The organism is Geotalea sp. SG265 (assembly GCF_022808985.1).
Lineage (GTDB): Bacteria > Desulfobacterota > Desulfuromonadia > Geobacterales > Geobacteraceae > Geotalea.
In genome coordinates this window covers 238,354-261,569 of sequence record NZ_JAKZFT010000002.1, presented here as the reverse complement: position 1 = coordinate 261,569, position 23,216 = coordinate 238,354, and the positions used below count along the sequence as shown (strand labels likewise).

General features: G+C 56.6%; 27 protein-coding genes, 1 tRNA gene and 2 riboswitches. Of the genes, 14 read left to right on the top strand and 14 right to left on the bottom strand.

Features of this window, described 5'->3' with window-relative positions:
• From ML541_RS03730 to ML541_RS03720, 3 genes are all read right to left on the bottom strand, one after another.
• Nucleotides 1-1,104 carry a homoserine O-acetyltransferase gene (locus ML541_RS03730; protein WP_243370962.1) on the bottom strand — a complete coding sequence of 368 codons (1,104 nt, stop codon included), beginning with the start codon at nt 1,102-1,104 and terminating at the stop codon, nt 1-3.
• A gap of 75 nt (nt 1,105-1,179) precedes the next feature.
• Nucleotides 1,180-1,287: riboswitch (SAM riboswitch) on the bottom strand.
• A 63-nt stretch (nt 1,288-1,350) separates the two neighbouring features.
• On the bottom strand, nt 1,351-1,521 hold the full coding sequence (locus ML541_RS03725; RefSeq protein WP_243370961.1) for a hypothetical protein: 171 nt from the start codon (nt 1,519-1,521) through the stop codon (nt 1,351-1,353).
• 15 nt (nt 1,522-1,536) lie between these two features.
• Nucleotides 1,537-2,400, bottom strand: a complete 864-nt coding sequence (locus tag ML541_RS03720; protein ID WP_243370960.1) for a TIGR02757 family protein — start codon at nt 2,398-2,400, stop codon at nt 1,537-1,539.
• A 147-nt stretch (nt 2,401-2,547) separates the two neighbouring features.
• Between ML541_RS03720 and ML541_RS03715 the strand changes: the two genes are divergently transcribed.
• The gene (locus ML541_RS03715; RefSeq protein ID WP_243370959.1) at nt 2,548-2,919 is read left to right on the top strand and encodes a pyridoxamine 5'-phosphate oxidase family protein; all 372 of its coding nucleotides are present in this window, start codon (nt 2,548-2,550) and stop codon (nt 2,917-2,919) included.
• On the opposite strand, the gene dtd is transcribed toward ML541_RS03715, so the two are convergent.
• The 5 genes from dtd to dapF form a co-directional block, all read right to left on the bottom strand.
• Entirely contained in the window at nt 2,920-3,375 is a 456-nt protein-coding gene (gene dtd, locus ML541_RS03710) for a D-aminoacyl-tRNA deacylase (protein WP_243370958.1), read from the bottom strand.
• A complete protein-coding gene (locus ML541_RS03705; RefSeq protein ID WP_243370956.1) occupies nt 3,372-3,887 on the bottom strand; it encodes an O-acetyl-ADP-ribose deacetylase in 516 nt (171 codons plus the stop codon). The genes dtd and ML541_RS03705 overlap by 4 nt, the downstream gene beginning before the upstream one ends.
• A gap of 11 nt (nt 3,888-3,898) precedes the next feature.
• Nucleotides 3,899-4,756, bottom strand: coding sequence for a deoxyribonuclease IV (locus tag ML541_RS03700; protein ID WP_243370955.1), 858 nt, complete (start codon nt 4,754-4,756; stop codon nt 3,899-3,901).
• Nucleotides 4,753-5,193: an HIT family protein gene (locus tag ML541_RS03695; protein ID WP_243370954.1), complete on the bottom strand. Its 441-nt coding sequence runs from the start codon at nt 5,191-5,193 to the stop codon at nt 4,753-4,755. The genes ML541_RS03700 and ML541_RS03695 overlap by 4 nt, the downstream gene beginning before the upstream one ends.
• A gap of 78 nt (nt 5,194-5,271) precedes the next feature.
• Nucleotides 5,272-6,108, bottom strand: a complete 837-nt coding sequence (dapF, locus tag ML541_RS03690) for a diaminopimelate epimerase (protein WP_243370953.1) — start codon at nt 6,106-6,108, stop codon at nt 5,272-5,274.
• A 136-nt stretch (nt 6,109-6,244) separates the two neighbouring features.
• On the opposite strand from dapF, the gene ML541_RS03685 reads away from it, so the two are divergent.
• The 6 genes from ML541_RS03685 (at nt 6,245) to larE (ending at nt 10,047) form a co-directional block, all read left to right on the top strand.
• On the top strand, nt 6,245-6,454 hold the full coding sequence (locus ML541_RS03685; RefSeq protein WP_243370951.1) for a hypothetical protein: 210 nt from the start codon (nt 6,245-6,247) through the stop codon (nt 6,452-6,454).
• 90 nt (nt 6,455-6,544) lie between these two features.
• A complete protein-coding gene (locus ML541_RS03680; RefSeq protein ID WP_243370950.1) occupies nt 6,545-6,937 on the top strand; it encodes a hypothetical protein in 393 nt (130 codons plus the stop codon).
• A gap of 188 nt (nt 6,938-7,125) precedes the next feature.
• Nucleotides 7,126-7,536, top strand: a complete 411-nt coding sequence (locus ML541_RS03675; RefSeq protein WP_243370949.1) for a cytochrome c3 family protein — start codon at nt 7,126-7,128, stop codon at nt 7,534-7,536.
• A gap of 227 nt (nt 7,537-7,763) precedes the next feature.
• Nucleotides 7,764-8,228, top strand: a complete 465-nt coding sequence (locus ML541_RS03670; protein WP_243370946.1) for an Rrf2 family transcriptional regulator — start codon at nt 7,764-7,766, stop codon at nt 8,226-8,228.
• A gap of 20 nt (nt 8,229-8,248) precedes the next feature.
• Entirely contained in the window at nt 8,249-9,172 is a 924-nt protein-coding gene (cysK, locus tag ML541_RS03665) for a cysteine synthase A (protein WP_279342331.1), read from the top strand.
• 68 nt (nt 9,173-9,240) lie between these two features.
• Entirely contained in the window at nt 9,241-10,047 is an 807-nt protein-coding gene (gene larE / locus ML541_RS03660; RefSeq protein ID WP_243370944.1) for an ATP-dependent sacrificial sulfur transferase LarE, read from the top strand.
• Between the two features lie 61 nt (nt 10,048-10,108).
• Here the strand turns inward: larE and ML541_RS03655 are convergent, their stop codons facing one another.
• On the bottom strand, nt 10,109-10,552 hold the full coding sequence (locus tag ML541_RS03655) for an Hsp20/alpha crystallin family protein (RefSeq protein ID WP_243370941.1): 444 nt from the start codon (nt 10,550-10,552) through the stop codon (nt 10,109-10,111).
• 120 nt (nt 10,553-10,672) lie between these two features.
• On the bottom strand, nt 10,673-10,846 hold the full coding sequence (locus tag ML541_RS03650) for a hypothetical protein (protein WP_243370938.1): 174 nt from the start codon (nt 10,844-10,846) through the stop codon (nt 10,673-10,675).
• A 217-nt stretch (nt 10,847-11,063) separates the two neighbouring features.
• Here ML541_RS03650 and ML541_RS03645 point away from each other — a divergent pair, with 217 nt between their 5' ends.
• Both ML541_RS03645 and polA read left to right on the top strand, forming a co-directional pair.
• On the top strand, nt 11,064-11,240 hold the full coding sequence (locus ML541_RS03645; RefSeq protein WP_243370937.1) for a DUF4177 domain-containing protein: 177 nt from the start codon (nt 11,064-11,066) through the stop codon (nt 11,238-11,240).
• Nucleotides 11,241-11,250: 10 nt separating this feature from the next.
• On the top strand, nt 11,251-13,926 hold the full coding sequence (gene polA / locus ML541_RS03640) for a DNA polymerase I (protein WP_243370935.1): 2,676 nt from the start codon (nt 11,251-11,253) through the stop codon (nt 13,924-13,926).
• Between the two features lie 63 nt (nt 13,927-13,989).
• On the opposite strand, the gene ML541_RS03635 is transcribed toward polA, so the two are convergent.
• Nucleotides 13,990-15,039, bottom strand: a complete 1,050-nt coding sequence (locus tag ML541_RS03635) for a GGDEF domain-containing protein (RefSeq protein ID WP_243370934.1) — start codon at nt 15,037-15,039, stop codon at nt 13,990-13,992.
• Between the two features lie 281 nt (nt 15,040-15,320).
• Here ML541_RS03635 and ML541_RS03630 point away from each other — a divergent pair, with 281 nt between their 5' ends.
• The 5 genes from ML541_RS03630 to ML541_RS03610 all read left to right on the top strand — a co-directional run bounded on the left by ML541_RS03630 (nt 15,321) and on the right by ML541_RS03610 (nt 20,008).
• Nucleotides 15,321-15,677 carry a PilZ domain-containing protein gene (locus ML541_RS03630; RefSeq protein ID WP_243370932.1) on the top strand — a complete coding sequence of 119 codons (357 nt, stop codon included), beginning with the start codon at nt 15,321-15,323 and terminating at the stop codon, nt 15,675-15,677.
• A gap of 111 nt (nt 15,678-15,788) precedes the next feature.
• Nucleotides 15,789-16,652 (top strand): OmpA family protein, encoded by an 864-nt coding sequence (locus tag ML541_RS03625; protein ID WP_243370930.1) that lies wholly within the window; start codon nt 15,789-15,791, stop codon nt 16,650-16,652.
• A complete protein-coding gene (locus tag ML541_RS03620) occupies nt 16,579-17,427 on the top strand; it encodes a Smr/MutS family protein (RefSeq protein ID WP_347710780.1) in 849 nt (282 codons plus the stop codon). The genes ML541_RS03625 and ML541_RS03620 overlap by 74 nt, the downstream gene beginning before the upstream one ends.
• Nucleotides 17,428-17,510: 83 nt before the next feature.
• A riboswitch (SAM riboswitch) is annotated at nt 17,511-17,612 on the top strand.
• Nucleotides 17,613-17,720: 108 nt separating this feature from the next.
• The gene (locus ML541_RS03615) at nt 17,721-18,875 is read left to right on the top strand and encodes a PLP-dependent aspartate aminotransferase family protein (protein WP_243370928.1); all 1,155 of its coding nucleotides are present in this window, start codon (nt 17,721-17,723) and stop codon (nt 18,873-18,875) included.
• On the top strand, nt 18,872-20,008 hold the full coding sequence (locus ML541_RS03610; protein ID WP_243370926.1) for an aminotransferase class I/II-fold pyridoxal phosphate-dependent enzyme: 1,137 nt from the start codon (nt 18,872-18,874) through the stop codon (nt 20,006-20,008). Before ML541_RS03615 ends, ML541_RS03610 begins: the two co-directional genes overlap by 4 nt.
• A gap of 187 nt (nt 20,009-20,195) precedes the next feature.
• Here the strand turns inward: ML541_RS03610 and ML541_RS03605 are convergent.
• From ML541_RS03605 to thiD, 3 genes are all read right to left on the bottom strand, one after another.
• Nucleotides 20,196-20,271, bottom strand: a tRNA-Thr gene (locus tag ML541_RS03605).
• A gap of 52 nt (nt 20,272-20,323) precedes the next feature.
• Nucleotides 20,324-21,634, bottom strand: coding sequence for a phosphomethylpyrimidine synthase ThiC (thiC, locus tag ML541_RS03600; RefSeq protein WP_243370922.1), 1,311 nt, complete (start codon nt 21,632-21,634; stop codon nt 20,324-20,326).
• Between the two features lie 3 nt (nt 21,635-21,637).
• Nucleotides 21,638-23,131, bottom strand: a complete 1,494-nt coding sequence (gene thiD, locus ML541_RS03595) for a bifunctional hydroxymethylpyrimidine kinase/phosphomethylpyrimidine kinase (protein ID WP_243370919.1) — start codon at nt 23,129-23,131, stop codon at nt 21,638-21,640.
• Between the last annotated feature and the right edge of the window lie 85 nt (nt 23,132-23,216).

Genomic DNA, 23,216 nt, shown 5'->3' with positions numbered 1-23,216 from the left:
TTATGCACGGGTCTTTTCCAGGAACTCCCGGACCATTGGGGTAAAGGTCTCATGCTCAAGGAGAAAGGCGTCGTGCCCATAGGAAGAGGTGATCAGGTGGTATTCAACGGGCTTGCCCAGCTTTTCCATGGTCCTGACCATCTCTTCCGTCTGTGCCGGGGGATAGAGCCAGTCCGAGGTGAAGGCGAAAAACTGTATGGGGGCTGTAACCCGGGCAAAGGCATCTTCAAGGGATTCATAACCCCAGGCCACATCGTAGAGGTCCAATGCCTTGGCCAGGTAAAGAAAAGAGTTGGTGTCGAACCGGTCGACGAAGTTGTAGCCGTTGTAGCTCAGGTAGCGCTCCACTTCGAATTGCCCGAAGAAATCGAACTGGCCGTCCTTGGCGGAAAAGCGCCGGCCGAACTTGGCGGTCATGGATTCGTCGGAGAGGAAGGTGATGTGGCCGATGCCGCGGGCCAGGGCAAGCCCGTCCCGGGGGTTCTTGCGGTATTCCCCCTTTTTCCAGGTGGGGTCGTTGAAGATGGCCCAGCGGGCTACGGCATTGAGACTGATGGCTTGGGCAGAGGGGCGTGGCGTGGTGGCGAGGATGACGGCCGAGGCAACGCGCTCCGGGAACTGGGTCGCCCACTCCAGGGCCTGCATTCCTCCCATGCTCCCGCCCATGACCGCCAGCAGGCGCTCGATGCCCAGGTGGTCAATGAGCAGCGCCTGGGCGCACACCATGTCCCGTACTGTGATGACCGGAAATGAGAGGGCGTACCGCTTGCCGGTCTTGGGGTTGATGGAGGCGGGCCCGGTAGAGCCGAAGCAGGAACCGATGACATTGGAACAGATGATGAAATAGCGGTCGGTATCAAGCAGCTTGCCGGGGCCGACGATCTCGTTCCACCACCCGGGTTTCTGTTCGCTTTCGCTGTGTCTGCCGGCCAGATGGGCGCTGCCGGTCCAGGCATGGGCAACGAGGATGGCGTTGGACCGCTCCCTGTTGAGGGTGCCGTAAGTCTCGTAAGCGAGGGTGATCGGACCGAGAATACGACCGCTCTCCAGGCGGAGATCCTTTTCGAAGCTGATGGATTTTTCTGCAACTATGCCGACGGTCATAGCATCCTTGTATGAAAAAAGCCCCTTCGGTAACGAGAAGGGGCTTTGTTGCATGTACGATAACGGAAAGCGCCTCTCTCATCTTCGCCCCATGGGCAGGATTTAGCACCTGGCGCTGTCCTTTCGGAGAACCGGTTGCTGTGGCTTCGCAGGGCCTTTTCCCTCCACCACTCTTGATAAGCAGGTTTGCGTATTTAATTGTAGGGCAAAGGATAAGGGAGCGCCCCTTTTTTGTCAACGGCAAATTTAGAGCTGGTCGTGGTACTTGACGAGCAGATAAAGGCAGAGCATTCCACCTGCGGCCATGGCAAGGTCGCGCAGCCATGGGACCGGCTTGTCCAAACCGGAGTATATGAGCGGATCGAGGAAGGCAGAGATAAGGAGGCTAGTGCCTCCCCAGGTCAGAAGTTTCTTCATCTCTTCAAGCTCCTTTCACCCGGCTGTTTCTGGAAGACTGCACACTTCCCTGATGGGACAGGTCAGGCATCTGGCCAGATCCTTGCCGTTGCATCCTTCGGAGATACCAAGGTGGCAGAGGCTGAAATCGTATTTAACCGGGTCGTCCGGGTCCAGCTGCTTCAGCGCCGCCGTGATTTCTCGTGCCATGCGCCAGTCGGCCTGTTTGCGCCGGGTGAGGTTGAGGAACCGGCCGATGCGCTGGATGTGTGCATCAACCGGAATGACAAGTTGCGAAGGGGATACCCCTTTCCAAAGACCCAGGTCGATGCCGTCCGCAGGCCGAACCATCCAGCGCAGAAACATGCAGAGCCTTTTGCAGGCGCTTCCCGAGGCGGGGGAGGGGAAGAAAAAGCGGAAGTACGAATCTGCCGGGATGGTCGGCGAACCGAAGACCGGCGAGAAATCCATGGCGAGGATGCTTTCCGTGAACAGGATCAGGGAGCCTGTAATGTCTTCGGCGGCGGCATCATGACAGCCGAGGAAGTACTCGCCGATGGAATCGGCATCGTCGATCATGGTGCGGCAGGCAAGGAGCAGGGCGCAGAGGTCGCGGCCGTCGTTGAAGCGATGCTTTAAACGGGCAAAGAGCGGCAGTGCGGCGGCTGGCTCGAATTCTTCCACGAATCTCCGGGGGGAAGGACCCATGGCGCCGAAGATCGATTCCAGGTTCTTGAGGATGATCTTGACGTTGCCGTAGGCAAAGGCGGAGGCGATGAACCCGGCTATTTCCCGGTCTGCCGGGTCCCGGTACCGGTGACAGAAGGAAAGGGGATCGTTCGCCAGGTGAACGGAAGACCGGTTGGCGTAGAGGGATTCGAGAAGCGGTTTCAACTGCATGGGGGCTGCTGTTCTCCCGATGGACAATCATTCCGGAAGTGGTAAATTAATGTTTATACATCGAAGGTGAGGTGGCACCGTTTGGCTGTGAACCAGAGTAGCACGCCCCACCGAAGGGGGGAAGCAAAAAGAAGGAAAGGAGAACATATGAATTTGGCAGAGCTTTTTCCCGAAGGTGGACGCGGTGTCATTGCAACGGCGGATGCTTCCGGGCAGGTCAATACGGCGGTCTATGCCGTTCCCCATGTTATGGATGGAGAAACCCTGGCCTGGGGGATGAGCCAGGGGCGGACCCACAGCAACCTGCTTGTCAATCCCCATGCCTCGTACCTGTACCTGGCTCCCTCCCGCGGTGGGAACGGATGGCGGCTGACCCTGCAGCTGAAGGATATCAAGGATTCGGGAGAAATGCTCCAGCGGATACGGGAGCATACGGCAAGGGTCGTATCGCCCCAGGCCGGAGAGGCGGTGCGGTATGTGGCGCAGTTCACGGTCAGTGAAATCCGGCCTTTGGTATGATCAGGAAGGCTTGGTCCGTGGCGTCTCCAGGATGAAGGTGACCGGGCCGTCGTTGATCAGCGAGACCTTCATGTCTGCCTGGAAAATTCCGGACTGAACCGGCACCCCTAGCTCCCACAGCTTGCCGTTGAAGTACTGGTAGAGGTGGTTAGCCTCTTCAGGCGGCGCAGCTGTATCGAAAGAAGGGCGGCGCCCCTTGCCGCAGTTGCCGGCCAGGGTGAACTGGGAGACAGAGAGCAGCTCCCCCTTGGTATCCAGGAGGGAGAGGTTCATTTTCCCTGCCTCATCCTCGAATATGCGCAGGTTGATGATCTTTTCCGCCAGCCAGTCCGCATCCCTTGTCTCATCACCCTTTTCAACGCCTAAAAGGATGAGAATGCCCCGTTCGATGCTGCCGCAGGTCTTGCCATCCACCTTCACGCATGCTTCGCTGACCCTCTGTATCACCGCTTTCATGGGAAAAGTGTCTTGAACTGGCGTTGATAGATGGCCAGGGCGCCGTCGCTGAAGGTGACGAAGACGATTTTTTCCAGCTCCGGGTAGTGCTCCAGTGCCGCTTTCGCTTCGTCCATGGCGACACTGCAGGCTTCTTCCATGGGGTAGCCATAAACCCCGGCGCTGATGGCCGGGAAAGCGATCGACTTTACGCTGTTTGTATGGGCGACCGCAAAGCAGCTCCGGTAGGCACGCCGCAATAATTCCGGCTCTCCCTTGTGTCCTCCGTGCCAGACCGGTCCCACCGTATGGATAACATGACAGGCAGGGAGCTTGTACCCTTTGGTGATCTTGGCATCCCCCGTCTCGCAGCCACCGAGGGTGGCGCATTCGGCCACCAAGTCGGGACCTGCCGCACGGTGGATGGCCCCGTCGACGCCGCCTCCCCCAAGGAGCGTGTTGTTGGCGGCATTGACGATGGCATCCACGGCCAGTGTCGTGATGTCCCCTTTGATGATCTCGATTTTAGCCATGGTGCCTCCTGCTATGCCTTTTCTGCCATGTCGCGCAGCACCTTGAGGTTGATCTCGTCCATTTCGTTGTTGTCTCCCTTGGGCGTTTCGAGAATTTTCGGAATGCGCGCAAAGCGGGGATCGTTCATGATCAGTGAGAAACCGGCGGCGCCGATGGCCCCCTTGCCGATATGCTCGTGACGATCGACGCGGCAGTTGAGCCCCTTTTTCGAATCGTTGAGATGGAAGCACTGCAGGCGGTCCAGGCCGATGACCCGGTCAAATTCATCCCAGACCTTGTGGTAGGCGGCTTCGGAGGTGATGTCGTAACCGGCGGCAAAGGTGTGGCAGGTGTCGTAGCAGACACCGAAACGGTCGGGATGGGCGGAGCCGTCGATGATGGTTCTGAGATGTTCGAAGGTATAGCCCAGGTTTGTTCCCTGGCCGGCGGTGGTCTCCAGGAGGATCTTGCCGGTGTAGGCAGGGGCTTCGGCAATCAGCTGGTCAAAGGCTTCGATGATGCGCCGAAGGCCGACCTCTTCCCCATCGCCGTTATGTGCCCCGGGATGCATGACGATTTTGCCGATACCCAGGCGTGCGCAACGGATCATTTCCTCGCGAAAGCCGTTCAGGCTCTTGTCGCGCAGCTCTCCGGGAGCCGCGGCCAGGTTGATGAGATAGATGTCGTGACTGATGACCTCGTTGAGGCCCGATTCGGCCAGCTTTTCCCTGAAGAGCAGGATGTCGGGGTCGGAGATCAGTTTGCCGCGCCACTGATTGGTATTCTGGGTGAAGACCTGGATGACGCCGCAACCTGCCTTGGCGCCCCGTTCCGGGGCGTTGTAGATCCCGCCGGCAATGGAGACGTGCGCGCCGAGAAAGTCGTTCATAGGCACCTCTGTGGCGGGATTGCGGAGGATAGTGCTTCCCTGACCGACGAAATGCGTTCGGTGTACTCTTTTTCGCCGAGTACGACCTCCCGATGGGGCTCGGACCAGATGGGGCGCGGCCAGAGCGGATCCTGGGCAAAGCGGGGAATCAGGTGCCAGTGTATGTGGGGGACCATGTTGCCCAGAAGTTCATAGTTTATTTTATCTGGATGAAAGAGCTTGTAAAGCGCCGCGGCAACCGCGGAAACTTCTTCCATGACGCCGGTCCTGATGGCCTGGTCCAGATGGAAGAGCTCGGTGACATGGCTGCGGGTGAAGACAAAGGTATAGCCGGGAAAAAACTGGTCGCCGTTGAGCATGACCCGGCAATGTTCCAGCTCGGCGACCCGCAGGTTCGGTTCATCATGCCATTTGCTGCACATGGGGCAACTGTCCATGAAAATCTCCTTCCTAAGCGACAAAGGCGAAGATTATATTCTTCGCCTTTGCCTTGATTCCATTTCCCACAGAATTGCTCAGATGGCTATCTCTCCGGAGAAGACCTCCACGGCGGGACCGGTCATGTAGAGGAAGCCATCCTCGGCCCATTCCAGTTCCAGATCGCCACCGGAGAGGTGATTGAGGATCTTCTTTTCAGTGAGGCCGTTGAGAGCCCCGGCAACACAAACGGCGCTGGCGCCGGTACCGCAGGCAAGGGTTTCCCCCGCCCCCCGTTCCCAGGTGCGCTGGCGCACTTCGCTCCGGGAGATGATCTGGACGAACTCCACATTGGTGCGCCGTGGAAAGAGCTCGTGGTTCTCGATGAGCGGCCCGTATTTTTCCACCTGGAAGTTTTCCACGTCATCTACGAAAATCACGCAATGGGGGTTGCCCATGGAGGCGCAGGTGATTGTAAAAGTGGTATGGAGAATATTGAGCGGTTCGTTTACCACCCGGGCATCGGCCGGGCCGGTCATGGGAATTTCGCCGCGGGTCAGGCGGGGTTTGCCCATGTTGACGCGGACTTTTTCAACTTTGTTGCTGCAGTCGGTGAAAAGTTGCAGGGTCAGTATGCCGGCGCCGGTTTCGGCGGTGATCTCCTTTTTGTTGACGATACCGTGATCGTAGGCATATTTGGCGACGCAGCGGATTCCGTTGCCGCACATCTCCGATTCGGAGCCGTCGGAGTTGAACATGCGCATCCGCACATCGGCCTTTTCGGAAGGCATGATGAGAATTAGACCGTCGGAACCGATGCCGAAGTTGCGATTGGATACCTTGATGGCCACGTCAGCCGGGTTTTCCACCTGTTCGGAAAAACAGTTCACATAGACATAATCGTTGCCGGCGCCGTGCATTTTGGTAAATTTCATGTGTAGGAACTCCCTTAACCGTATGAATGTTCCCCTGTAATAACAAAAACTCATTTCTGCAACAAGAAAAAAAACCGTGATGCTTGACCTGGATGTTCGGGTTTCGGTACAATCCATATCCTTTTGCGGAGGATATATGGAACTCAAGAACAAGATCTGGATGAACGGCAACCTGGAGTGGTTTGCCTATATCGGTGAGGACGAAGTCTTTCTCGGCAGCCGGGAAGTTCCCTTTCCCCTTGAAGAAGGGGATGAGTGGGTAAATCAGTATGGGGACCATTTCCAGGTGGTGGAGGGGGAAATACGGCATTTGGGCAGGATCGAGCCGCCGGAGCGACACTGGTAGCACCTGATCCTTGCACCCGGGCTGGGCGATGATAAGCTTTCAGTAATGACGAACCGGCAATGCAATGAATAGCGGAGTCTGGAGGCGTCCATGCCCAAGATACTCTTTCTGTTCAGCCTTGTGCTCGTTCTGTTCCCACAATACAAAGCTGCCGGAGCCGGCCTGGTACCCCACCACGGCTACATGGTCAATTGTCTGGCAGGTTCCCATGAATGCCTCGCCTGCCATGACGGATCGACGGCAAGCCCCATTACCAGCTGCTTGCGAGGTCAATGCCCCTTGGATGGACCCCATCCCATCGAGGTACCTTATCCACCTGCAGGCCATGAGGGTGAATATGTCCCCGTGGTAGACGGGTCCGTAAGACTGCTGAACGGACTGGTCACCTGCATTTCCTGTCACAATCTGGAAAACCCCCAACAGGGCCATCCCATCGTCGATCTTGCCACCACCAATCTTTGCCTGAAATGCCACCTCATGTAGCTCTCTTTTTTGCGAACCTTTAAAAAACATGAATAAAATATAATGTATTTCAGTTATTTACAAAGGATTGAATGGGGGTATTTTAATCTCAGAAAGCGCCAACGCGTGTAACATTAATTTACACCTTCGATGCCAGACGGCCGGTAAGGGAATATCTGCCGCACATCTGCATTTCGAGGAGGTAAATCATGTTCAAGACACTGTGCGTATCCAGCCTCCTTTTCATGCTGCTTCTGCTGCTCCTCTCGCTGAAGTCTCCCCGAGCTGAAATGACCGAGCACCATGGTTTTATGGTAACCGTGGAGGAAACCACCTCCGGCTGCCTTGTCTGCCATGACGGTACGTCTGCCAAGTCCGTTGCCAGCTGCAGCGGTGTCGATTGCCGGCTTTACGGTTCCCACGGCGTCAATATGCCTTATCCCCCCGAGGGGAAGGAAGACCAGTACAAGCCGGTCGAGCGCTTGACCGCGGCAAGGATAAAACTGATAAACGACCAGGTCAGCTGCATCTCCTGCCATGACTTGAACAATCATGTCGGCGCCCATTTGGTCATGGACAATGCAGGAAGCAGTCTGTGTTTCGGTTGCCACAACAAATAGACAGATCTTCCTCCAATTCCCTTTCCGGTTCTCCTCCTGTGGCACAATAACGAATCTTTCCACTCTCCATCCCGGTCATCCGCCCCAGATGTCCCGTCGTGTACCGTTCAAGCCACTGTGTCAAACTAGAGCATGAATGTGGAGAATTAAAAGCCATGCCTTTTTAATTCTTGACGGTTTAAGTAAAGGATTGTATATTTCTGTTTATTTCACATGGAGTAGAACCTATGAGGCTTTCAACTAAGAGCCGTTACGGCTTACGGGCACTTTTCGACATTGCGTACAATTCTGGAAACCTGCCTGCCCAGATACAGGACATATCCCGCCGCCAGAATATCTCTCCCCGCTATCTTGAACAGATCTTCCAGTCCCTGAAAAAAAAGGGCATCCTGAACAGCAAAAGGGGGCCGCAGGGGGGCTACTGTCTTGCCAAGAAGCCCGAAGAGATAACGGTGAAGGATATCGTCCAGGCGACGGAAGGCGATACGCTGCTGGTCGATTGTACGGGCGGCAAGAAAAAAAAGCAGCAATGCGACTTTGACGGCGGCTGTGTGACCCAGACGGTTTGGGATGAAGCAAGTCGAGAGCTGAATGCTCTTTTCGGCTCGATCACCCTGAAGACCTTGTGTGAACGAGGGCACGCCATGGGCATCAAGCGGGAGCAGGACCACCGGTTCATGTACTTCATATAAGCAAAAAGGAGATTCCTGATATGCCGATTTCAAGAAGCGAAGACGTTATCAAACAGATAGGCAATACCCCGCTGGTAAGGCTGAGCAGGTTCGAAGAAAGCGGTTCCGCAGCACTATGGGGAAAAGTGGAGGCATTCAACCCCGGTGGCAGCATCAAGGACCGCATCTGCCTTGCCATGATCGAGGCTGCGGAAAAGGACGGCTGCCTCAAGCCGGGCGCCACTGTGGTAGAGCCAACCAGCGGCAATACGGGCATCGGCCTTTCCATGGTCTGTGCCGTCAAAGGATACAAGCTGATCCTGGTCATGCCCGACACCATGACCATTGAAAGAAGACGCCTCCTGGCCGCTTACGGTGCCGAACTGGTTCTGACCCCGGGGGCTCAGGGAATGCGGGGGGCCGTGCAGAAGGCCGAGGAGCTGGCTGCAGAGAATGGTTACCTTCTGCCCCAGCAGTTCAAGAATGCTGCGAATCCAGAAGTACACCGGCTGACGACAGGGCCGGAGATCATCAAGGGAATGGAAGGCCTTTCCATTGACGGCTTCGTGGCGGGGGTCGGCACCGGCGGAACCATTACCGGGACCGGCGAGGCATTGAGGAAGCACAATCCTGCCATCCATATTGCCGCAGTAGAGCCAGCCGATTCGTCCGTACTGTCCGGTGGCGATCCGGGCCCCCACAAGATCCAGGGCATCGGCGCGGGCTTCATTCCCGATGTGCTGAATCCTAAGATATACGATGAAGTCATCCGCGTGTCCAACGATGCCGCATATGGAGCGACGAAGCGGCTGTCCATGGAAGCCGGCCTTCTCGTGGGAATATCCTCCGGCGCCGCCCTTGTCGGTGGCATCCAGGTGGCAAAGAAGCTTGGCACCGGGAAGAACGTGGTGGTGATCCTGCCCGATACGGGAGAGCGGTATCTTTCCACTGGTGTTTTTGATTAGCCATCCTTGCTGCTGTGAGAAAAAAATCGGACGGCCCGTTCAACGGGCCGTCTTTGTTTGAGGCCTCCATGGATGAACTGCACGGTAAATACGAAAAACTGAAGGATATCCTCCGGGAGATGGGCTCGGTGCTGGTGGCTTTTTCCGGCGGCGTCGATTCCACGTTCCTTCTCAGGGTCGCCCACGACCTTCTGGGAGACCGTGCCTGCGCCATCACCGCCACATCCCCCACCTATCCTGCTTCGGAATTCAGGGAAGCGACTGCCCTGGCATCGTCCATGGGGGTGCGACAGATCGTCATCGAGTCCAATGAGCTGGAAATTCCCGGATTTTCCGGCAATCCCAAGGACCGTTGCTATCATTGCAAGAAAGAGCTCTTTCAGCACTGCGTGGAAAAGGCGGCTGTGGAAGGATTTTCCTTCATTGCCGACGGCAGCAACACCGACGACTTGGGCGATTACCGGCCCGGACGTATTGCCATAGGCGAACTCAAGGTGCGCAGCCCGCTGCTTGAGGCAGGGCTCAGCAAAGGCGATATTCGCGCTCTCAGCCGCGAACTGGGGCTTCCCACCTGGGACAAGCAGCCCTATGCCTGTCTTGCCAGCCGTTTCCCCTATGGAGTTGAGATTACGCCGGAACGGCTGGCGATGATCGAATCGTGCGAGGACTTTCTCAAGGGGCAGGGCTTTGCACTCTATCGGGTGCGGTTCCATCACGAGACGGCGCGTATCGAGCTTGCCGAGGAGGAGTTGGGGCGGCTTCTGCAGCCGGAACTGCGCCGCTCGGTGGTCACATTTTTCAAGAAGGCGGGGTTTACCTACGTGGCGGTGGATTTGGAGGGATACCGCACCGGCAGCATGAACGAAACCATGTGAAAGGCGCCTTTACAACATATCTTGCGTAAGTAGCCGGAATGGCAGGGCGGCTTTGTGCCGCCTATTTTATCTCCACCTTGATCTTTTTCGGCTTGGTCTCTTCCATTTTCGGCAGGACGATGGTCAGGACCCCCCGGTCGCATGATGCCTGTACCTGGTCCTGAGCGATGTTCTCGGGGAGGGTGAAGCTGCGCTGGAAGGTGCCGAAGTACCGTTCCACCCGGTGGTAGTTCTCTTTCCTGATATCGGTATTCTGTTTCCGCTCACCTCGCAGCGTCAGGGTATTGTTCTCGATCCGCACCTCGATATCCTTCTGGTCGATGTCGGGTACCTCGGCCTTGATGACGACAGTCTCCGGGTTTTCGTAGATATCCACCGGCGGCTGCCATATTCCTTCGTTCAGTTCCTCACCCGATTCCCGGTTCCAGGCCAGATCGAGCAGGTGGTTCATTTCCTCCTGCATGGCCCGAAGATCCTTGAACGGGTTGTATTTGACCAGTGCCATTTGTGACTTCTCCTTACCAGCTGTGATTTCATAAACATAATCAGTTTACCGGCAATGTCAAGGGGGAGAAAACACTACGGTTTTCTCCCCCTTCGTGACCATGGTTTTATTTGGTTGTGATTATACCCTTTTCCCTTTCGGTACGCTGTGTTTCAGTTTCTTTGATCCATCGTAGAGGGTTTGTTTCGTAATCGCCCGCCGTTCTTTCAGGTCTTTTTTGTCATAGTCGAATTTAAGGGTAGTTTCCGCGTCCTTTGCCAGTTGATCGATTTCTTCCACTTCTCTCTCTGTCATACAGACTCCCTTTTGGTTGTGATGCGGTTTACAGTAGGTGGTTTCGGCGATTGCTGAAAAAAAAGACCTCCTCTTTTTTCTCCCATGATAACAGTTTTTTCAGTCGATGCAACAGCTCTTTTTGCCGCACGGATCAAGGCTCTTGGGGATATTATTACCCTTGATGCCACCGGATTTATGGGCTACTATTGGCACGAAATCAACATGGGGGGTAGCAATGGAGATATATAAGGTCGTGGAGCTCAGTTCGGTAGCTGAGGATACCCTGGAGGATGTCCTCAACGAGTGGACCGGCAAGGGGTGGCTCCTTGACCGCATCCAGTTCGCTATGCGCGAGTCGAGCAAGCGGCCGAGCATGGCCTTTGTCATCTTTACCAGGGAACAGCAGGAATAGGGGAACCATAATGCCGGAAAAACCAACTCTTTACCTCATCGACGGCTCATCGTACATCTATCGCGCCTACTATGCCATCCGGCATCTCTCCTCGCCGAAAGGGTTTCCCACCAACGCCCTTTACGGCTTTATCCAGATGCTGCTCAAGGTGGTCAAGGACCGGAAGCCGGACCATCTGGCTGTTGTCTTCGATGCGGGGCGGCAGACCTTCCGCAATGATATCTATCCTGCCTATAAAGCGAACCGTTCGGCCATGCCCGAGGATCTGCGCATGCAGATCGAGCCCATCAAGGAGGCGGTCCGCGGTTTCAGGATTCCGGTCCTGGAGCTGCCCGGTTTCGAGGCGGACGACATCATCGGCACCATCGCCTGCGACTGTGAGAAGAAGGGGATGAACGCTGTCATCGTTACCGGTGACAAGGACCTGATGCAGATCGTCACCGACAGCGTCACTTTACTGGACACCATGAAGGACAAGGCGTCGGGGACTGCCGAGGTGGTGGAGCGTTTCGGCGTTCCCCCGGAGCGGGTGGTCGATATTCTCGGTCTGGCGGGGGATACGTCGGACAATATCCCAGGGGTTCCCGGCATCGGCGAAAAGACCGCCATCAAGCTGATCCAGGAATATGGTTCCCTCGACCGGCTCCTGGAAAATGCCGCGGTCGTCAAGGGAAAGGTGGGGGAACGCCTCCGTGAGTTTGCAGACCAAGCCCGCCTGTCGCGACAGCTGGCTACGATTGCCTGCGACGTTCCGGTTCCATATTCCTATGATGATTTTGCCGCCTCCCCTCCAGACAACCGACTGCTTGGCGACCTGTTTCGGGAGTACGGCTTTACGACGCTCATGAAGGAACTGACCAGCGTCGCCACCCTTTCCAGCGATGACTACCGTACTGTCCTGACCGCCGAAGATTTCAATGCCCTGGTGGAAAAGCTCGCTGCCCAGCCCGCCTTCGCCATTGATCTGGAGACAACCAGCCTCAACCCCTTCGAGGCCGAGATTGTTGGTTTTTCCTTCAGCTTCAGTGATCACGAGGCCTATTACGTGCCGGTTGCTCACCATTACCTGGGTGTTCCCGACCAGCTTTCCCTCGGCCATGTCCTTGAACGACTGCGCCCCCTGTTGGTAGACCCGGCTAAGAAAAAGATCGGCCAGAACATTAAATATGATTATCAGGTGCTGCGCAAGGCGGGGGTCGAGATGGAGGGGGTCTGGCTGGATACCATGCTGGCGTCCTACCTGCTCAATCCCAACCGCTCCAGCCACGGTCTCAATGCCCTGGCGGTGGAACTGCTCGACCACAAGATGATTTCATATGAAGATGTGGCGGGCAGCGGCAAGGGGCAGAAAAACTTTGCCCAGGTGGAGGTGGAAAAAGCTGCTGTCTATTCCTGTGAAGATGCCGACGCCACCTGGCTGCTGCACCGGCTGTTCCTGCCCCAGGTAATGGAGTCGGACATGGAGAGGTTGCTCTTCGAGCTGGAGATGCCGCTGGTGAAGATTCTTGCCGAGATGGAGCTTTTCGGCGTCAAGCTGGACCTCGCCCTGCTGCAGAAGCTCTCGGCAGGCTTCGGCACCCAGCTTGCCGAGCTGGAGCGTGAAATCTTCCGCTGCGCCGGGACCACTTTCAATATCAATTCCCCAAAGCAGCTGGGAGAGGTGCTTTTCGAACGGCTGCAGCTCCCTTGCGGGAAAAAGACCAAGACCAAGACCGGCTGGTCCACCAATGTGGACGAACTGGAGCGGCTCGCCGTCGATCATGAGATCGGCAGACTCATTCTCCAGTACCGCAGCCTGTCCAAGCTGAAATCCACCTACACCGATGCTCTTCCAAAGCTGGTCTACGGGGAGTCGGGGCGCATCCATACCTCTTACAACCAGGCGGTTACCAATACCGGTCGCCTCTCCTCCTCCGAACCGAACCTGCAGAACATCCCGATCCGTTCCGAGGAGGGGCGCAGCATCAGGCATGCCTTCATTGCCGAAGAGGGGTGTCTGATCCTTTCTGCCGATTACTCCCAGATCGAGCTGCGGGTCCTGGCCCATCTTTCCGAAGACAGGGTCTTCTGTGATGCCTTTGCCAAGGACGAAGATATCCATACCCGGACTGCCGCCGAGGTCTTCGGCCTCTTTCCCGAGATGGTCACTCCGGAGATGCGCCGCCAGGCCAAGACCATCAACTTCGGCGTCATTTACGGTCAGGGAGCCTTCAGTCTGGCAAAAGAACTGGGAGTCTCTACCAAGATTGCCAAAGACTTCATCGACAACTATTTCGCCCGCCATGCCGGCGCCCGGGCCTTTCTTGACGGACGCGTACGGGAGGCGGAGGAACGGGGCTACGTGACGACCATTCTCGGCCGTCGCCTTCCCATTCCCGACATCAACAGCACCAACGGCAACATCCGCTCCTTTGCCCAGCGCAACGCCATCAACTATCCCATCCAGGGTTCAGCAGCGGATATCATCAAACAGGCGATGGTTCGGGTCAACGGGCGAATGCGGCGTGAAGGGCTGAAAAGCCGGTTGATTATACAGGTTCATGACGAACTGGTCTTCGAGGTGCCGCTGGAGGAAAAGCTGGTCATGGAAAAACTGGTCAGCCATGAGATGGAGCATGCGCTGGAGTTGCGGGTGCCGCTGAAGGTGGAGGTGAATTTTGGCGCCAACTGGAGTGAAGCACATTAATCGCCAATTTTTAAGGGTTGAGAAGAGGTTGGTGGCGCGGAGCTGCGTCAGGAAGGGGCCGGTCTAGAGATTGCCGGCTACCAGCAGAGCTTCGCTGACGGTTTCCGGTGTCTTTCTACATGCTTTCGCCAGGGCATTGCTCTTTTCCGTGTGGATGCAGACCCTGTTCTTTCCTTCCCGTTTTGCCCGGTACAGGGCCATATCGGCACGATGCACCAATTCGCTGATCGGTATTTTTTTCGTATCGAAGGTACAGGCAATGCCGATACTGACGGTCTGGCAGAAGTGCTGGCCTTCAAAGGCGAAGGTCGTTGCCGCGAAGCGCATCCTCATTCGCTGGGCGATTTCCGTGGCCTTGGTCGATGGTGTGGCAGGCAGAATGATGGCGAATTCCTCTCCTCCATAGCGTGCGACCAAGTCCGCTCCCCGGCAGCTTTCCCTGAGAATGGTGCCGAATGTTGCCAGTACCTGGTCGCCGGCTGCATGGCCGAAGGTATCGTTGACCTGCTTGAAATCATCCATATCCAGGAGTAGCAGTGACAGGGGCATCAGCTTGTGCAACCCCCCTTCGATGGTGAGAATCTCATCGAAAACCCGCCGGTTGTAGAGCCCCGTCAAGCCGTCGCGCATTGCCAGTTCCTTGACTCTATAGAACTCCATGGAGTTCTTGAGCGCTTGGGCGAAGTTTTCGGTGACGGCAGCAAGAAAAGGCCGGGAGAAGCTGCCCACCGCCTCCCTGTCGAGGCAGATTTCAACCTTCCCGATCTTTTCCGGCAGCTGAAATGTGAAACAGCGTGTGGCCCTGCGGAAACTTTCCTCGGCGAGCTTTTCTTCCTGTGGCGAGAAGGTGAAGGTTTTGCAGCCTCCATCCAGGGACAGGGTGAAGACGATCCGGCGATAGGCAATGAAATCGAAAAGCACCCTTGAGGCTATGGCACAGACATCGTCGGGGTCGAGGCTGGCATTGACTGCCCCCATGAATTTTGTAAGGAACAGTGCCTCGTTCAGCTGCCGGATGAGGTTGGGCCCCTGGGTGGCAACGTCGTCGTTAACGCCGGCCGGACCGAACCGGTCGCCGTTTTCTGCAGAGGAGAGCATCTGTTCCTTTTCCATGGTCGATCACTCCTGGAATTGCAGCTGAAATGGCTGAGGAATGGTGAAGTGACACTCTTTATGCAATATGTTTGCCGTTTCTGTTGTAGTACTGCTGAATGCTGATTTCATCGGCATTTACCCATAATCTCCTTCCACGAGAATAATTTCAATATCGCCGTGAAAGTCAAATTAGTGACACAGTAGCGCCGGATAAGTATACTTTCGCTTTACCTGAAGATGTGGTAACCTGACAGCGTTTTTTTGACCGCCAAAGGTGTGGGCAAGAAAGGATCAGCTTCGTGACCCAAAGAAAATTCGACCGATTCCAATGCAAGGCAGATGCGCAGATTACCTGGAACGATGAAACATTTACGGGAGAAGTGGCGGACCTGAGTCTCAAGGGGATGTTTGTCAAGACTGCCCGGGCCGTAGCCGTCGATGAACCGGTAAAGGTCAGCATCATCTTCAGGGGGGCTGAGGAAAAATTTTCCTTTACCATCCCGGCGACTGTCGTCCGCAGTACCGATACGGGAGTCGGCCTCAGTTTCAGGAGGATCGACATGGATTCGGTGCTCTGTGAGAAACGCGCCACGGGCGGCCATGAAGAAGCGGAAAGTTTGAGGGAAATTGTCGGCGAAGGGCCTGGCTCTCCTTGATTGTCACCCCATGCCTTTGGAAAGCTCCTAATTCCCTTGCCGGATGATCGTTTGAAGTTACAGGTGCCCCAGTGTTGCTGGCGGCCGCCCAAACAAAGGAGGAGGTTGATCATGGTGAAAAAGGTCTGCTTACTGGTAACGGTGTTACTGCTTTCTCTCGGACTATCAGGGTGCCTGGTGGGCGAGGGCAAATATCTTAAAAAGGTGGAAGAGGCGGAATCCCTGGATAAGAGCCTGACCTCGCTGCAGCAGCAATATAAGGTCCTGTCGGCAGAGAATGATACATTGAAATCCACGGTTGAGAAATTGAGCAAGGATTTGAACACGGCAACCAAGGAAAAGGAAAAACTTCTGGCCGACAACAAGGAACTGGACAAGGTGCTGAAGGCAAAGTCGGATACGCTCTCGAAGAATATTGCCGACCTGAGGCAGAAGATTGCCGCCCTTGAGGGGGAAAACGCTGCGCTTAAGGATGAGATAGCGAACCTGAAGAAGGCCAAGGAGGAAGAGGTCCAGAAGACCAGCAAGACCTATGAGGATCTGCTTGAGAAGATGAAGAGCGAGATATCCCAGGGGCAGGTGACCATCTCCGAGCTGAAGGGAAAGCTGACGGTGAATATGGTGGATGCCGTTCTTTTCGACTCAGGCAAGGCGGAAGTGAAGCCCGAAGGGCTCGTCGTCCTGCAGAAGGTCGTCGACATCGTCAAAAATATCAAGGATAAGGCGATCCGCATTGAAGGGCATACTGACAACGACCAGATTGTCGGCGCACTCGCCAAAAAATATCCCACCAACTGGGAACTTTCCGCTGCCCGTGCCATTAATGTTACCCGGTATCTACAGCAGCAGGGTATAGATCCCCTCAACCTGTCGGCCATCGCCTACGGGGAGTTCAAGCCCGTTGCCGACAATACTTCACGGGAAGGCAAAGCCAAGAACCGGCGTATCGAAATTATCCTCGTTCCCAAAGAATAGCCGGACTGCCGACTCTGGTCGCCACTATCTGAAAGGACTGGAGCCCATCGGCTCCTTCTGGTACTGGATGAAGAAAGAGAAAAAAGGAGCTCTGCCGAAGGAAGGCAGCTTTTCCCATAACCCCTTTAAATCCTTGAAGGGGCTGGAAACGAAAAAGGCCGTTGGCCCTGCGAAGCCGGCTGCCCCTCCTGCCGTCAAGCCGCCCCCTGCCATCGATGATGATCTGGCGCTGTTTCTCCGCGAAGTGGCCGACGTGGCGCGACTGGAGGGGGAGGCCAAGGCACCGGGCAAGGGGGCATCACCGAAGCCGCCTGCGGTGCAGCGGATTGAGGAGAGCGAAAGGAAGATTTTTCTCCAGGCCCTGGAAAAGCTGGAGATGGATGTGGTCTTCCAGGATGAACTGCCTGACGATGTTGAGCCCCTGCGGCCCCTGAACCAGAACAGGTTACGGCAGCTCAAGCGCGGGGCGATCCGCATCGATTTTCAGCTGGATCTGCATGGTCTGACCAGAGATGAGGCACTGGAAAACCTGGCCCGCTTCGTGACCGGAGCCTACAACCGCTCCCAGAAAGCGGTGCTGGTCATTTCCGGCAAAGGGAACAATTCTCCCGGCGAGCCGGTATTGCAGGCGGCCGTTGCCGGCTGGCTGCGCGACAAAGGGAAGGAGATGGTTGCCGAATATGCGCCTGCTCCGCGCCAGATGGGGGGAAATGGTGCTTTCGTCGTTTTTCTCAAGGACAAGAATAAAGTGGCACAATCAGGAAAAAATGATTGACATAAGACTATCACCTTGGTAGCCTTTGTGTACGCTGTACTGCAAGTGAAGCAGTAAACAAACCAACAACTGAATAAAAACCATTCTTATCAAGAGCGACTGAGGGACCGGCCCTGTGACGTCGCGGCAACCCCCGAAAGGGAAGGTGCCAAATCCTGCGAAACTTAGGTTTCGGGAGATAAGGAAGAGAAAAGCTCACCAGATCCTCTTCCTGCCCCGGAAGGGGATTTTTTGTTTTTGCGGTTCCAAATCACAAGGGGCGCGCATTGGTGAGAAAACAAGGGGGTGACGCGATGCACATTTCGACAGAGGCAGTACAGATCGGCCTGGACTGGGATTCAAGGACGGGGGCGGTGACCGTCCCGATTTATCAAACGGCGACATTCAGGCATCCGGGACTGGGGCAGAGCACCGGCTATGATTACAGCCGCTCGGGCAATCCCACCCGGCAATCCCTGGAAGATGGCATTGCCCGTCTCGATGGGGGAGTGCGGGGCTTTGCCTACGCTTCGGGAATGGCGGCTATCGCCAACCTGCTGCTGTTGTTTCAGCGGGGCGACCATCTCATCGTCACCGAGGACCTTTATGGCGGGACCTACCGGCTTTTCGAGCAGATCTTCCACCAGTACGGCCTGGAGTTTACCTATGTGGACACGTCATCGATTAATGCGGTACAAGCGGCTATCCGCCAAAATACCAAGGCGCTCTTTGTCGAGTCTCTGACCAATCCGCTGCTCAAGGTCGCCGACATCAGGGCATTGAGCGGTCTGTGCAGGGAGCGGCAACTGCTCCATATTGTCGACAATACCTTCCTGACGCCGTACCTGCTCAGGCCGCTGGACCTGGGAGCGGATATTACAGTCTACAGTGCCTCCAAGTATCTTGCAGGGCACAACGATACCATTGCCGGACTGGTGGTGGCGAAAGATCCCCAGCTTGCCGAGCGCATATATTTCCTGCAGAACTCGGTGGGAGCGGTGCTCGGCCCACAAGATTCCTGGCTGGTCATCCGGGGGATGAAAACCCTGGGGGTCAGGATGGACCGGCAGCAGGAAAATGCGGCAACCTTGGCGGCGTGGCTGGACCGTCATCCCCTGGTGGCCAGGGTTCATTACCCCGGTCTTTCAGAGCATGCAGGACATAATCTGCTACAATCTCAGGCAAAAGGATGGGGCGCCATGGTCGCCTTCGAGGTCACCGATCCGGCACTGGTGGAGACGCTCCTGGTCAAGACAAAATTGATATCCTTTGCCGAAAGCCTCGGCGGTGTGGAGACGCTGGTTACCTTTCCCGAGCTGCAGACCCATGCGGACATTCAGCCGGAGATACGGGCAAGGCTGGGAATCAACAACGTCCTCTTGCGGTTGTCCGTGGGTATTGAAGACGTCAACGATCTCATCGCGGATCTGGAACAGGCATTTACACAGGAAGAAAAGGGGGAAGCATGAAGTTCGGCACGAAGATCATTCACAACAAACACAGCGTGGATCCCTATACCGGCGGGCTTTCGGTGCCCATCTACCAGGTATCCACCTTTGCCCAGGAGTCCGTGGATCATTTCGGCAAGTACGACTATGCCCGCTCGGGCAATCCCACCCGCGATGCTCTGGAGGAGACGGTGGCGCTTCTGGAGAATGGCAGCCATGGTTTTGCCTTTGCCTCGGGGATGGCGGCCATCTCCTCGGTACTTCTGCTCTTCTCCCCCGGTGACCACCTGGTGGTCTGCGAGGATGTCTATGGCGGCGCCTTCCGGGTGCTGACCGTCCTATTCAGGCGTCTGGGCATCCAATCGACCTTTGTGGATGCCACCGATCCGGCAAAAATTGCCGAGGCCATCACTCCGGCCACCAAGGCCATCTACCTGGAAACACCATCCAATCCCCTGCTGAAGATTACCGATCTGCGAGCTGCCGCGGCTTTAGCAAGGGAGCATGGGCTCCTGACCCTGGTGGACAATACTTTCATGACCCCCTACCTGCAGAGACCGCTGGATCTGGGGTGCGATATCGTCCTCCACAGCGGCACCAAGTTCCTCAATGGCCACAGCGACGTCATCTGCGGTTTTGCCGTGGTCAAGGACAAGGAGTTGGGCAAGCGGATCAAGTTCATCCAGAACGCCTTCGGCGCGATTCTCGGTCCCCAGGATTGCTGGCTGGTGCTGCGCGGTTTGAAAACCCTGCGGGTCAGGATGGATGAGAGCCAGAAGAGTGCAGTGGCTGTCGCAAAATGGCTGGCCGAACAGCGGCGGGTGACGGAGGTCTTCTATCCCGGCCTTGAGCAGCACCCGGGATATGCGGTGCACAATGCCCAGGCGGCGGGGCCGGGGGCGGTGTTGTCTTTCAAGCTGGAAACGGTGGAACTGACCCACCGGGTGCTGGAAAAGGCAGAGTGTGCAGCATTTGCCGTCAGTCTAGGCGGCGTGGAAACGATCATTTCCTATCCGCCGAAGATGTCCCATGCGGCCATGCCTGCTGAGGAACGTGCCGCGCGTGGGGTGACCGACAACCTGGTGCGGTTGTCAGTAGGGCTGGAGGAGACTGAGGACCTCATCGCCGATCTGGACCGGGTGATTAACTCATAAGAACTGTGCCGGCAGGTGGAGGTCTGATGGAAACAACGATCAGCGACCTGATATGCCGCTTTGTCAGTGAAGTTAGTACCGTGCGAGGCTGCGGTGCCACCGGGCAGAAAAATAGTCGCCTAATGATTGGTACCTGTAGCAAACAAAAAGGGTTTACAGCTGCGTGCCGTAAACCCTTGTCTTTTTCTGGAGCCGTTAAGCGGAATCGAACCGCTGACCTGCTGATTACGAATCAGCTGCTCTACCATCTGAGCTATAACGGCAAATGAAGCTATTCTATTATATCAATTCCTGCGTCAAGTCAACCCATTTGGGCTACTTGGCCTTGGCCGCCTGCTTTTCCATGGCGTCGTCCATTACTTTATAGGCGCAGAACTCGCCGCACATGGTGCAGGCGCCATGGTCGGCAACGCCCGATTCAGCGCGCAGGCGCCGGGCCTTGTCCGGGTCGAGGGCCAGGGCAAATTGGCCTTCCCAGTCGAGTTTTTTTCGGCAGCGGGCCATCTGGATATCCTTGTCCATGGCTCCTTTCACCCCTTTGACGATATCGGCGGCGTGGCCGGCGATGCGGGAGGCGATGACTCCTTCCCTGACGTCGTCCACGCTGGGCAGGCGGAGATGTTCGCTGGGGGTGACGTAACAGAGGAAGTCGGCGCCTGCGGCAGCGGCGATGGTGCCGCCGATGGCGCTGGTGATGTGATCGTAGCCGGGGGCAATATCGGTGACCAGCGGACCGAGCACGTAGAACGGCGCCCCGTGGCAGAGCCTTTTCTGCAGATGGATGTTGGCTTCTATCTGGTGGAGGGGCATGTGACCGGGACCCTCGATCATCACCTGGACGCCGAAATCCTGGGCTCGTTGGGTAAGCTCGCCTAAAAGGATCAGTTCATGGATCTGCGCCCGGTCGGTGGCATCGGCCAGACAGCCGGGACGGAAGCCGTCGCCCAGGGAAAGGGTCATATCGTAGGCCTTGGTGATCTCCAGAAGGCGATCGAAGTGTTCGAAGAGCGGATTTTCCTTCCTGTTGTAGGTCATCCATTCGATGGTGAAGGCACCGCCGCGGGAGACCACATCCATGATCCTCCCTTCGTTGCGCATCCTTTCAACGGTGCTTCTGGTGACGCCGCAGTGGACGGTGATGAAGTCGACGCCGTCCTCGGCGTGCTTGATGATTCCCTCGAAAATATCGTCCACGGTCATGTCGACGATGGCCTTGTTTTTGGTCCTGACCGCATCGAGAGCGGCCTGGTACAGGGGCACCGAGCCGATGCAGGCGGTAGTTTCGGCGATGATGGCGCGCCGTATTTCATCGACGGGGCCGCCGGTGGAAAGATCCATGATGGCATCGGCGCCGTGCCTGACGGCAACCCGGGCCTTTTCCAACTCCTTGGCGATGTCCAGATCGTCGGCGGAACTGCCGATATTGGCATTGATCTTGGTGCGGAGCCCTTTGCCCACCGCCAGGGGGCGACCATTGCCATGCTTGATGTTATGGCAGATGATGATCGACCCTGCAGCTATGCCGTCACGGATGAATTCCGGGGAAACGCTCTCGGCGAAGGCCGCTTCCTTCATTTCCTTGGTAATTGTGCCCTGGCGGGCGGACTCAAGCTGTGTCTTCTCCATAGGTTACTCCTGATGTGGCGCGCCCTGACGGCAGCGGACCTGCTGTGCAGCCATATAGTGGTTTACCGGTCCATGCCCTTTGCCCAAGGGTTGTGCCAGCTTTATTGCAATGGTGATGAATCCTTTGGCGGCGGCTATGGCCTGTGGCAGCGGCTCTCCTTGGGCAAGGAAGGCGGCGATGGCCGATGCCAGCGTGCAGCCGGTTCCATGGGTGTTTTTCGTCAGAATGCGCGGCACGGGATACCGGCTGAAGTCCTTGCCGTCAAAAAGAATATCGACGGCCGTTCCTTCGGCAAGATGACCCCCTTTTATCAGCACATTTCCGGCTCCCAGACGGTGCAGTATTTCGGCGGCCCGGCACATGTCATCTTCGTTATGGATGGTGCAGCCGGTCAGTTTTTCCGCCTCAGGTATATTCGGTGTCAGCAGATAGGCGGCGGGGAGGAGCCTGTCTTTGAAGAGGGTCAGCGCCTTGCGGTCGATCAGTTCCGCCCCCCCCTTGGCCAGCATCACCGGATCGATGACGACGATCCTCCTGCCGTACTGCAGCAGTTTGTCGGCGATGATGCCGATGTTTTCCCCGGAGAAGAGCATGCCGGTCTTGATCACGTCCACCGGGATGTCCGACAGTACCGCATCCAGCTGCTGGGAAAGGAATGCTGCCGGTACCCCATGGATGGCGGTTACACCGCGGGTATTCTGGGCCGTAAGGGCGGTCATTGCCGATGCCCCGTAAGTGCCGAGCAGGGTGACGGTTTTCAGGTCCGCCTGAATCCCGGCTCCGCCGCCGGAGTCGCTGCCGGCGATGGTAAGGACGCTGCCGCGAGGGTAAGGCTCCCGGCGGTTGAAGAGCAGTGCCAGCTCGGCAGCCGCCAGCCCTGGGTCCCTGCTTCCCAGTATGGCCGAAATGACCGCCAGTGCATCAGCGCCGTTATCGAGCACCCGGCTGCCGTTGTCGCGGTCGATACCCCCGATGGCCACGAGGGGGATCTTCACCTGTGCCTTTATTGCCGGTATCGCCTCCGGTCCCGCCAGATGACTGATTTCCTTGCTGCCGGTGGGAAACATGGCGCCGAAGCCGATATAATCGGCACCATCGGCCTCGGCTTTGAGCGCTTCGGCCAGGTTGTGGGTGGAGATGCCGATAATCTTCTGCTGGCCGAGCTCCCGGCGGGCTTCCTGCGGATTGCCGTCTTCCTGCCCCAGATGGAGGCCGTCGGCATCGAGTGCCCTGGCCAATGCCAGGTCGTCATTGACTATAAAGGTTGCGCCTGCCTCGGCGCATTGTCTTTTCAACTGCAGGCCGGTGGATAATATTTCGCCGGACGCGCCCGCTTTTCTCCGGTACTGGAGAAGCTTGACCCCGCTTGCCAGGGCTTGTGTAACGCGCTCGACAAGCCGGGCTCCATCATCGGTGATGAGATAGATCCCCCTGACGGGAGAAGCACTCGGGTGCCGATCGACGACAAGGCGAAGAAAATCTTTTTTCTGTTCCATGCCGACCCACGGTGTCAAAGCAGGAAAAGCCGCGGCAATAAAGGTCGCGGCTTTTCAGGAGTTGAAATGGTTTATGTCTGGCCAC